Below are 11,193 nucleotides of genomic sequence, written 5' to 3' on the forward strand. Positions count from 1 at the left end.
GTGAGCGGCAGGTCAGGCGGGGTCGGGTTTGCGTGTGGGCCCGCGCTGTCTCCGTGCACGGGCCGGCGTCCGGGCGGTCCGGTGTCGTGGGCGTGTGGGCCGGTAGGTGCGGTGGCGGTCGATCCAGGCGGGGGCGCTGACTTCGGGGACGCCGTTGCGCATGCGGATGCGCCAGCCGGACCGGTCGAGGTTGTGATGATGCCACCAGCAGAGCAGGACGCCGTTGTCGGTGTGGGTGGCGCCGCCGTGGGAGTGCTCGGTGACGTGGTGGATCTCGCACCACGCCGCCGGGATAGTGCAGCCGGGGATGACGCAGCCGCCGTCGCGGGCGGTGATCGCCCGGCGTTGGTGGGCGTTGAACACCCGTTCCGGGGTGCCGAGGCGGATGATTCGCCCGTCGGGGTTGAGGAACACCTTCTGCACCGCCCCCGTGCACGCAATCCGGTGCGCGACCGACGCCGGGACCGGGGTGTCTGTGCCTTCGAGGTGGGCGGTGCCGCCCTGGACGAGCGCGTCAGCGGTGATCGTGACCAGCAGCGTGGGGGCTGCGCCTCCGAGCTTCGGCGCGTCGGGGTCTTTCGCCGCGGTGTGGATGACGGCGGTGAGCACGTCGTGACGCTTCTGTGTGGCCGTGCGCGGGTCGTGGACGATCTCGTCCCCAGCCCAGGGGTCGTCGGGGCCGCGGGTTTCCGGATCGGCACCCAAGCCGTCTCCGAGCGACCCGGTGGGGGTGAAGCGGACGGCGGGGTTGAGGTGCGCGTCGAACATCCGCTGCAGCCCGGCGGCGGTCTCGGGCATCAGCTCACCCCGGATCGGGACGAGCCCGTTCCTGGGGGTGCCGAGGGTGAGGGACCTGTTCCGGCAGGCGCGTTCCGCGTCGGGTTCGACACCGTCCGGGTCCAACCATGCCGCCCAGGTGTCGGCCTGGATGCGCAACTGTGCGAACGTCACGGGCACCGGGGTCTCACCCTCCGGGAGATCCTCGGTGGGGCGGCCGGTGGCGTTGGCGACCAGCTGCTGCTCCGCCACCGCCACATGCTCGGCGCTGGCGGTGCCGTGCCGCTGCACCCGGTGGAGGTTGTCCGTGATCACCCGGGCCGCCTCCACCCCCAGCACCCCGTCGCGGAGGGCATCCGCCACCACGGGGAACGCCGCCGGCAGCGTCTCACCGAGCAGTGACAGGCGTGGGCGGGTGTGGGAGTCCAGCCGGATCCGGTGGTTCACCGTCAGCGGCGACGCACCCGTGGCCCGCTCCAGCAGCTCGACCGCGGAACGGCATCCGAACTTGGCGGAGAGACGGTCGTCGCCGGACCGGTCCGAGCGGGCATCGACCTCACCGGCCACCCGTACCCGGAGCGCATCCACCACACGACCCAGATCCTCCACCTCCCCGGCCAGGGCCACCAGATCCGCGTCGGAGGCGTGCTCCACACGGTCCCGCAGGCCCGCCAGCAGCGCCCGCGCGTCCGTCACCAGGGAGCGCGTGTCGCGGTCCCGGGACTCGAGCGGCGGAGTGGCTTCCATGACTCGAGACTAGAACAAACCTACGACACTCGCAGAAGTTATCCACAGGGGAAGAGGAGGGATTCAGCCGGGTGGGCGAGGGTTGCTGTGGTCGCTTCATCTCCGCGCCTGCGGCGCTCCGTTCAGCAACCGATGGGGCGGGAGCGACTGGACCGCCCGGGTTGCTGTGGTCGCTTCATCTCCGGCCGCTCCGCGGCGCTCCATTCAGCAACCGATCGGTTCCGCAACCGAAGCGGGCGCGTGTCACTGCGCGGGCTGGTCGCCCGTGCTGCCGCCCTCGAGCATCCAGACGATGCCGAACTGGTCCTTCACCTGGCCGAAGTAGCTGCCCCACGGCGCCGGCTCGAAGGGGAGCTCGACCGTGCCGCCGTCGCTCAGCGCCTCGAAGCAGCGCTCGAGCTCGGCCTCGTCGTCGCCGTAGAGGCAGACCTCGACGTTGCCGCTCGTGCGGGCCTCCGGGCCGTCGGCCGCCATGAGCGTGATGCCGTTCTCCAGCTCGAGCTGGCCGTGCATCACCCAGTCCGGGTCGCCCGGCATGTCCTCCATCGGCATGTCGCGGTAGCGGGTGATGTCGAGCGAGCCGCCGAACACCGCCTGGTAGAACGCGAGCGCGTCGGCCGCCCGCCCGTTGAAGCCCATGTACGGCGAAACCTTGAACGCCATGATCCGATCCCCTCGTCGCTGAGCGCCGGGCCGGAATGCCCGGTCACGTCTGGATCATGGCATCCGCCGCCGACATCCGATAGACCGTGCGGTGAACGCGCGGGGGTGGAAGGATCGGTCGCATGTCGCTCCTGCGCAACAACGTGCTCGTCTTCCAGCAGACGAGGAACTTCTCGAAGAACGACTTCGCGATCCTGGACGGTCAGGGACAGCAGGTCGCCCACGTCGAGACCGGCGGCAGCGCGATGGGCCGGATGCTCGTGGGCGCCCGCGAGCTCACCGTGTTCGACGGCCCCGGCACCCCGATCATCCAGGTGAAGGACACCATGACGCTCGGGCGCGACCGCATGGAGATCCTCGACGGTCAGGGGAATCCGCTCGCGAGCCTCGTCAAGCGGATCACGTTCTTCAAGACGCGCGTCTCGGTCGACCTGATGGGCGAGCCGATCGAGCTCGAGGGCAACCTGTGGGGCTTCGAGTTCCGGGTGGTGGGCGCGCACGGCGTCATGGCGACCGTGTCGCGGCAGTGGTCGGGCATGAGCAACGCCCTGCTCGGCAAGTCGACCTACGTGGTGCAGCTGGCCGACGGCCTGAGCGACGCGCAGCGCGCCGCCGTCATCGGATCGGTGATCGCGCTCGACCTCATCCGCGAGAAGCAGAGCCGCAACAGCTAGCTCAGTGGGTGCCGGCGGCTTCGAGCTCGGTACGCGCATGCCCGGACTGAAGAATGTCCGCGCCATGCCCCAAGATTGACCCGGGAGCAGGCCGGAACGGAGGGTGAGGCGATGGGAGCTCTGGCGCAGGCTCATGCGCTCACCAGACTCCTCGACGAGAACGAGGCGTGGCGTCTGCTGCGCGCCGACAACGCGCCGGTGATCGCGGCGATCCTGGACGCGCATCTGGGCGGAGAGGAGCGCCGCATCGAGAGCGAGGAGCTGTATGAGCGAATCGATGTCGACCTCGACGACCTGCGTGCGCACGGCTTCGACCTTCCTCTCACTGCGCGCGCATACTGCACCGATTGGCGGCAGGCCGGATACCTCGTGCGTCGCCCGGCCGAGTCGAGTCGCGGCGAGACGTTCGAGTTGTCTCCCGCGGCCCTCGCCGCGATCCGCCTTCTGAACCAGCTGGCACAACCGCGGCAGACGGCGACGGAATCCCGTCTGACAAGCATCGCCGACCAGCTGCACCGGCTCGCCGTCGACTCCGACCCGGATGCACGCACCCGGATCGCCCGGCTCGAGGAGCAGAGAGAGCGGATCGATGCCGAGATCGAGGCGATCAATCGGGGTGAGGCGCCGACGCTCGATCCGGAGCGAGCCATGGAGCGGGTGCGCGAGGTTCTGACGCTTGCGGAGGACATCCCGAGTGATTTCGCGCGTGTGCGGGCCGAGTTCGAGAGCCTCAATCGCGACCTGCGTACGCGTGTGCTCGAGTCGGATGAGGCACAGAAGGCGGTGCTGGACGAGATCTTCCGCGGTGTCGACCTGATCGACCAGTCGGACGCCGGGCGAAGCTTCTCGGGCTTCTCCGCGCTCGTCCTCGACCCCGAACGAGGGCAGGCATTGGAGGACGACATCCGGAGCGTTCTGGAGCGCGAGTTCGCGGGCGCCCTGACGCTCGCCGAGCGGCGATTCCTGCGCAGACTGCTCCGCACGCTCAAGGAGCGCAGCGCGGAGATTCACGACGTCGTGACCTCCTTCGCGCGGGGCCTGCGTCGGTACGTGCAATCCCACGAGTATCAGCGTGACCGTGTGCTCCGGCGCGAGCTGCGTGACGCTCTGGCCGCCGCCCAGCGGGCGAGTGCGCGCACCAAGCCCTACGCTGCGACCTCGCGGCGCCTCGAGCTGTCGGCGGTACCGGTGCGTAGCGCCGGAGCGCTCCGTCTTCTCGATCCGGCCGCGTACGACGCACCGGAGGATGTCGTTCTGCATGCGACGGACCCTGTGAGCATCGAGGACCTGCGGGCCCTCGCGCGCGAGACCGAGATCGATTTCGAGGAGCTGACACGCAACGTCAATGCGCTGCTCGACGAGCGTGGCGACGCGTCGATCGGTGAGGTGCTGGAGAGCTTTCCGGCGACCCAGGGCGTCGCGAGCGTCGTCGGCCTTCTCTCGCTCGCAGCTGCGCAGGGCGCATCGACGGGCGACACGGAGCACGTGCAGTGGGAGGGAGCCGACGGCGTGCCCCGGGCTGCGCGGATTCCTCGTTACCGTTTCACCGGGAGGGTGCTGTGAGCATGCAGACGACCGAGGAGATCGAGACCGCGGCCGACGAAGGGCGCTGGCCGGGGGACACCGGCACGCTCGCGCTCGATGCGCGGCGGGCGTTCCTCAGGCTGGTGAAGGGTCCGTACCTTTCGGCCGCGCGCGAGCCCGGTCCATGGGCGGCGCTACTCGCAGACGAGAGGACCGTCCGCTCGCGGCTGCACGATCTCTTCCTCGATCTCGTGATCGACCGCGATGCCGGCTTCGCCTTCGTCCGCAACGCGCAGACCGGCGAGGTCGAGGCACCCGTCGCCGTGCGCAGTGAGCAGCTGACATTCCTCGACACGGCGATGCTGCTCGTCCTCCGGCAGATGCTGCTCTCGGGTGAGGGAGAATCCCGCGTGATCGTCGGGCGGGAGGAGGTCTTCGAGCAGCTTGGGCCTCTGCGCACGGTCGATCGCGACGAGACCGACTTCGGCAAGAGGCTGAACTCCTCATGGGGAAAGATGAAGAACCGGTTGCGCGTCGTGCACACGGTCTCGGAGGACCGCGTGGAGATCTCGCCAGTGCTGCGCATGCTCGTCGATGCCGAGCAGGTTGCGGCGATCCGCGCCGAGTACGAGCGGGTCGCGCGAGGGGGGTCCGCCCCGGTGACGTCGGGGATCGACACCGGGGCGGAGGATGACGATGCTGCTTGATTTTCCCGCCGCCCAGGCGTCGGACGAGCTTCGGATCGGGCAGTGGCGACTCGCCCGCATCGAGGTCGTGAACTGGGGCACGTTCGACGGTGCGCACCGGATCGAGGTCTCCCGAAAGGGCCACCTGATCACGGGAGCCTCCGGATCCGGCAAGTCGTCGCTTCTCGATGCGATCGCCGCGGTGCTCACGCCCGAGAAATGGCTCCGATTCAACGCCGCCGCGCAGGACGCCTCCTCTCGGGGCAACGATCGTGGGCTCGTCAGCTACGTGCGCGGTGCGTGGAGCAAAGAGGCGGACGAGCATGAGGATCGCGCGGTCGCCAGCTACCTCCGCTCGCGGGCCACGTGGAGCGGCGTGCTTCTGCACTACGAGAACCTGCGTGACGCGCCGGTGACGCTGGTGCGGCTGTTCCACCTGCCCGGCACGAGCACGAGCCGCGCCGATCTCAAGGACGCGCTCGTGATGCTGCGCACGGATATCTCGCTCACGGACCTCGCGGGGTTCGTGGCGAAGGGCATCGAGGCGAGGCGGCTCAAGGCAGCATTCCCGGAGGGCCTCGTCTCGACGAGCAGCCACGGAGGCTTCTACGCGCGCGTGCGACGCGTTTTCGGGATCGGCGGGGACAACGCCCTGCACCTGCTGCACAAGACGCAGTCCGCGAAGAACCTGGGCGATCTCGACCACCTGTTCCGCACATTCATGCTCGATCGCCCTGAGACGTTCGACCAGGCGCGCAACGCGACCGAGCAGTTCCGGGAGCTGAACACCGCGCACGAGCACGTCGTTGAGCTGCGCCGGCAGGTCGAGCATCTCGATCACCTCGCCGAGGTCGTCGCGGACTATGACCGCGCGGCACGCGAGGTCGGCGAGGCCCAGCGACTGCTCGCCGCGCAGGAGGTTTTCCAGGATCGGTTCCACCTGCAGATTTCCGAGGGGGATCGGGCCGATCAGATCGTGACGCTCGCCCGCGAAACCGAGGCGAGGGACCGAGCGCGTGCCGCCCAGCGGGAGGCGGAGGACGCGCTGCAGGCCGCACGCTTGCGCGAGGCGAACCTGGGCGGGGCGGACGCCGCGTTGCTGCGGAGCCGGATCGAGGACGCCCGGCGCTGGGCGGACCGCATCCGGAAGAACGTCGAGAACTTCGCCGCCGAGCTGTCGGGCGCCGGGATCGAGAGCGTTCCCGGCAGCGCCGCCGATTTCGCCGAGCTGCAGGAGTCGGCGCGTGAGGCGCTCGGCCAGAGGCGAGAGGGCGGCGACGACCACGCAGCGTACGCACGTCACGCCGCGGCCAAGCGCGAGATGACGCGAATCGACGAGGAGCTGACGGCGCTGAAGAACCGCCGAAGCAACATCGAACCGCGCCTGCTCGGCGTACGGGAGCGGCTGTGCGCCGAACTGGGCGTGAGCGAGAAGGCGCTGCCGTTCGGCGGGGAGCTCATCGACGTCCTGCCCGAGTATGCGGAGTGGACGGGTGCTCTCGAGCGCGTGCTGCGTCCGATCGCATCCGCGCTTCTCGTGCGCGACGTCGATCTGCCGCGCGTGCGCCGGTACATCGACGGTTGGCACCTCGGCACGCGGCTCGTCATCGAAGCCGTCCCGGCCGAGGCGGAGGCGCCCCGCCCGGCGGCCGCGCCGCAATCGCTGCTGTACCGCATCCGCGTCACCGACGGCCCCTTCGCGTCCTGGCTGCAGCGCCGACTCTCGGATGCCTACGACATCTCGTGCGTCGACAGTCCCGACGACCTCGATGCAGTCGAGCGCGGCGTCACGATCGCCGGGCAGGTCAAGCTCGCTGCCCGGCGCTACGAGAAGAACGACCGGCATGAAATCGGGGATCGTCGGCACTGGATCCTCGGATCCGACAACCAGGCGAAGATCGACCATCTCTTGGAGCGCCGCCGCGAGATGGAGCGTGAGGAGGGCCTCGCGCTCGCTGTGCTTGAGGAGAGACGCGCGGCCGCCGAGGCCGATGCCGCTCGGCGCGGGGTGCTGCGTCGCCTCCTGACCCAGGACTGGTCCGAGTTCGACGTCGCCGCGGCCCACGCGGCGCTCGAGGCCCGCGAAGGCGAGCTCACCCTTCTGACGGAGCGCAGCAGAGAACTGGAGGAGGCCTCGCGGGAGGTCGCGTCCGCCGAGGCTCTCAAGAAGGAGCGCGACGACGAGGCGGAGACCGCGAGCAGAGCGGCGGCGATCGCCGAGAATGCGCTGCAGCAGACAGACGAGCTCATCGAGCGCCTGACCGATCGGCTCGCCGGGCGCACCCTCGACGACACGGACGCGACCGACCTCGAGGCGCGCTATCGCGCCGTCCAGCGCCGCATCGACGGCACGAACATCGCGCAGGTCGGGGCGGCGGTTGTCAAGCACCTCCACGCGGTCGTTGACGAAAGCGCGAGGAGCCGGTCCCGCGCGGAGGCGGAGTTCGTCCGCCTCGCCGCGGAGTTCCGCACGAGGTGGGAGGCTGCCGCGGCCGACCTCGCGCCCCATATCGACGACCGCGGGGGCTTCCTGGCGTTGCGGGAGGCGATCCGCTCTCGCGGCCTGCCCGATCACGAAGAGAACTTCCGGCGGCTGCTCCGCGAGAAGTCACGCGACCTCATCGGTCATCTGCTCAAGGAGATCCGCGATGCGCCGAAGGAGATCGAGGAGCGGATCGATCCGGTCAACGCCTCGCTCGGCCGCTCCTTGTTCGATGTCGACCGTTTCTTGAGGATCCGGGTGAAGGTGAAGAGGCCCCCGGAGGCGATCGAGTTCATCGGGCAGCTCAAGAGCATCGTCGACGGCTCCTTCGACCAGGACGACGCCAGGGCAGAGGAGCGGTTCACCGTGCTGAAGAGCGTGATGGACCGACTCGAATCAGCCGACAACGGTGACCGTATCGATGCCCTGTGGCGGCAGCGCTGCCTCGACACCCGCGAGCACGTGACCTTTCAGGCTCAGGAGGTCGACCGGGCGGGGCGTGTGCTGAACGTCCACGACTCGAGTGCCGGGCTGTCCGGCGGGCAGAGGCAAAAGCTCGTGATCTTCTGCCTCGCGGCCGCCTTGCGGTACCAGCTCACGGACGACGACCAGGACGTGCCCACCTACGGCACGATCGTGCTCGATGAGGCGTTCGACAAGGCGGACAGCCAGTACACGCGCATGGCTATGGATGTCTTCCGCGAGTTCGGGTTCCACATGATCCTCGCCACGCCGCAGAAGCTGCTGCAGACGATCGAGCGGTACATCGGCGCCGTCACCAGCGTCTCGAATCCCACGCGCCGGCAGTCGCTTCTGGCGAACGTCCCCTTCGAGGAGGCGGCCACCGGCGTGATCGGAGGAGCGGACTGATGCCGGCGCCCGTCACCGTCGACGAGGCGCGCGCCCGGGCGGCCAAGCTCGTCGAACGGGATCGGCGGGGCTGGGCGGCCGCAGGCGATGGCGCCGGCGCTGCCTGCGAGATCCCGCTGCGTCCGCCGAATGAGCGGGCCGCGTTGGCCGACCCCCGTGCCGCGGCAGAGTGGGCGGCAGCCTGGCGTGCCGTCGGCGGCGACGGGGTCGTCGTGCGATGGAGCTCGCGGAGCTGGCCGAGCATGGGGCGGCAGGAGATCCCGGAGAGGGTGATCCTGACCGGGGCTGACGCGATCGCGCGCTTCGCCGGCCGCGATGTGGCAGGCGACTGGGCGCGGCTGCGGGACCGCGCGCAGGCGCTTCGGGAGCGTCTCGGAACCCCTGGCGGGCGCGGCGGCGAGCTCGGCCGCGCGCGGGACGGCGCGGAACCCGAGTCCGCGTTGGTCGATGCGATCCGACGCCACGGCACCGCCATCGATCGCCTCGATGATCCCGACTTCGCCCTCCTGCTGCACGTGCTCTGCTGGTTGCGTGAGAACCCGTCCTCGGGATACCGGCTGCGACAGGTGCCGATCCCGGGTATGCACACCAAGTGGCTCGGGGCCCGGCGGGCTCTCGTCGAGGGGCTTCATGCGGCGGTCACGGGCAGCGTTTCCCTTGGGCTCGTGGGCGCCCCCGAGACGGTTCGTGTGCGCTTCCTCGACCCGTCATCGCGCCCGGGCGGGCTGACGGATGTGACCGCGCCGATCCAGGAACTCGCGAACATGACGATCGCGCCGGACACGGTGCTCGTCTTCGAGAACCTCGAGTCGGTGCTCGCCCTGCCGGACTGGCCCGGAGCGGTCGCGATCCATGGGGCAGGCTACGCCGTCCCGGTCCATGCGATCCCGTGGGCGCGGCGCGGGCGAGTCGTGTACTGGGGAGACCTCGATGCCGACGGCTTCGCGATCCTGCACCGCCTGCGCGCCCACGGAGTCGAGGCCCGCAGCGTCCTGATGGATGAGGAGACTCTGCTCGCCTACCGGGACCTGTGGGTGCCGGACCCCGGGGGTGTCGCCCGTCGTGCGCTGCCGACCCTGACCCCGGCAGAGCAGCGAACCCTCGATCGGATCGCGGACGAAGGCGGTGTGCGCCTGGAACAGGAGCGCATTCCATGGCCGGCCGCGCTCGACGCGCTCCGCGCGGCGGCCATTCGTTCCTGACCGCCCCCGCGCCCGTGCCACCCTCGACGTCGCCACGGGCTGAGTTTGTTCGCGAGCTCAGTCGGTGCCGGAGTCGAAGGCCGCGGCCTCACCGACCTCGTCCATCGCGGAGGCGGCCTGCTCGCCCGCCGGGCTGAGAGGCACGGCCGACTCCACGATCGCGCCGGCCTCGCCGCGCTCGAGCGCGCCGATCAGCTCGCCCGTGGCGCCGCCGATGATGCCGCGGGCCACGTAGCCCTCCAGCCGCGCGCGCGAGTCGGCGATGTCGAGGTTGCGCATGGTGAGCTGGCCGATGCGGTCGGTCGGCCCGAAGGCGGCGTCGCCCACGCGCTCCATCGACAGCTTCTCGCCCGCGTACGACAGGGCCGGGCCGCTCGTGTCGAGGATCGTGTAGTCCTCGCCGCGGCGCAGGCGGATCGTCACGGTGCCCGAGATGGTGGATCCGACCCACTTCTGGATCGACTCGCGCAGCATGAGCGACTGCGGCTCGAGCCAGCGGCCCTCGTACATGAGGCGGCCGAGGCGGCGGCCCTGCTCGTGGTACGTGGCGAGGGTGTCCTCGTTCACGATCGCGTTCACGAGGCGCTCGTAGGCGATGAACAGCAGCGCCATGCCGGGCGCCTCGTAGATGCCGCGCGACTTGGCCTCGATGATCCGGTTCTCGATCTGGTCGCTCATGCCCAGGCCGTGGCGGCCGCCGATCGCGTTGGCCTCCTGCACGAGCGCGACGGCGTCGGGGAACTCGCGGCCGTTGATGGCGACGGGGCGGCCGGCCTCGAAGGTCACGGTGACGTCCTCGGTCGCGATCTCGACCGAGGGGTCCCAGAACCGCACGCCCATGATGGGCTCGACGGTCTCGAGCGAGACGTCGAGGTCCTCGAGGGTCTTGGCCTCGTGCGTGGCGCCCCAGATGTTCGCGTCGGTCGAGTACGCCTTCTCCGCCGAGTCGCGGTACGGGTAGCCGTGCGCGACGAGCCACTCGCTCATCTCGGTGCGGCCGCCCAGCTGCGTCACGAAGTCGGCGTCGAGCCACGGCTTGTAGATGCGCAGGCGGGGGTTGGCCAGCAGCCCGTAGCGGTAGAACCGCTCGATGTCGTTGCCCTTGTAGGTGGAGCCGTCGCCCCAGATGTCGACGCCGTCCTCCTTCATGGCGCGCACGAGGAGCGTGCCGGTCACGGCCCGGCCGATCGGGGTGGTGTTGAAGTACGTGCGCCCGGCGGAGCGGATGTGGAACGCGCCGCACGCGAGCGCCGACAGGCCTTCCTCGACGAGCAGCGGCTTGCAGTCGATGAGCCGCGACTTCTCCGCGCCGTACTGCAGCGCGCGCTCCGGGATCGACGCGATGTCGTCCTCGTCGTACTGGCCGAGGTCGCCCGTGTACGTGTAGGGGACCGCGCCGGCGTCCTTCATCCAGGCGACGGCGCAGGAGGTGTCGAGACCTCCCGAGAAGGCGATGCCGACGCGCTCGCCGACGGGCAGGGACTGAAGGACGTTCGACATGGCCTCAATCCTAGGCGGCGCGCGACGGTGCGCCCCGTCTCGGGAGGCGCCGCCGCAGGCCGGCCCCG

The 11,193-nt window shown here is 70.1% G+C and carries 8 protein-coding genes; 5 read left to right on the top strand and 3 right to left on the bottom strand.

Features of this window, described 5'->3' with window-relative positions:
• Positions 1-12: 12 nt before the first annotated feature.
• Positions 13-1,524 carry an HNH endonuclease signature motif containing protein gene (locus ACODR5_RS02995; RefSeq protein ID WP_488982682.1) on the bottom strand — a complete coding sequence of 504 codons (1,512 nt, stop codon included), beginning with the start codon at positions 1,522-1,524 and terminating at the stop codon, positions 13-15.
• A gap of 243 nt (positions 1,525-1,767) precedes the next feature.
• Positions 1,768-2,187 (bottom strand): VOC family protein, encoded by a 420-nt coding sequence (locus ACODR5_RS03000; RefSeq protein ID WP_488982683.1) that lies wholly within the window; start codon positions 2,185-2,187, stop codon positions 1,768-1,770.
• A 122-nt stretch (positions 2,188-2,309) separates the two neighbouring features.
• On the opposite strand from ACODR5_RS03000, the gene ACODR5_RS03005 reads away from it, so the two are divergent.
• The 5 genes from ACODR5_RS03005 (at position 2,310) to ACODR5_RS03025 (ending at position 9,625) form a co-directional block, all read left to right on the top strand.
• On the top strand, positions 2,310-2,861 hold the full coding sequence (locus tag ACODR5_RS03005) for an LURP-one-related/scramblase family protein (protein WP_488982684.1): 552 nt from the start codon (positions 2,310-2,312) through the stop codon (positions 2,859-2,861).
• Between the two features lie 111 nt (positions 2,862-2,972).
• Positions 2,973-4,424 (top strand): DUF3375 domain-containing protein, encoded by a 1,452-nt coding sequence (locus tag ACODR5_RS03010; protein ID WP_488982685.1) that lies wholly within the window; start codon positions 2,973-2,975, stop codon positions 4,422-4,424.
• A 2-nt stretch (positions 4,425-4,426) separates the two neighbouring features.
• Positions 4,427-5,092 (top strand): DUF4194 domain-containing protein, encoded by a 666-nt coding sequence (locus ACODR5_RS03015; protein ID WP_488982718.1) that lies wholly within the window; start codon positions 4,427-4,429, stop codon positions 5,090-5,092.
• Entirely contained in the window at positions 5,082-8,423 is a 3,342-nt protein-coding gene (locus ACODR5_RS03020) for an ATP-binding protein (RefSeq protein ID WP_488982686.1), read from the top strand. The genes ACODR5_RS03015 and ACODR5_RS03020 overlap by 11 nt, the downstream gene beginning before the upstream one ends.
• Positions 8,423-9,625: a Wadjet anti-phage system protein JetD domain-containing protein gene (locus tag ACODR5_RS03025; protein WP_488982687.1), complete on the top strand. Its 1,203-nt coding sequence runs from the start codon at positions 8,423-8,425 to the stop codon at positions 9,623-9,625. The genes ACODR5_RS03020 and ACODR5_RS03025 overlap by 1 nt, the downstream gene beginning before the upstream one ends.
• 57 nt (positions 9,626-9,682) lie before the next feature.
• Here the strand turns inward: ACODR5_RS03025 and argG are convergent, their stop codons facing one another.
• Complete coding sequence (argG, locus tag ACODR5_RS03030) at positions 9,683-11,125, bottom strand: argininosuccinate synthase (protein ID WP_488982688.1); 1,443 nt, start codon at positions 11,123-11,125, stop codon at positions 9,683-9,685.
• Positions 11,126-11,193: the final 68 nt, after the last annotated feature.

This window comes from Microbacterium sp. FG3 (assembly GCF_057809335.1).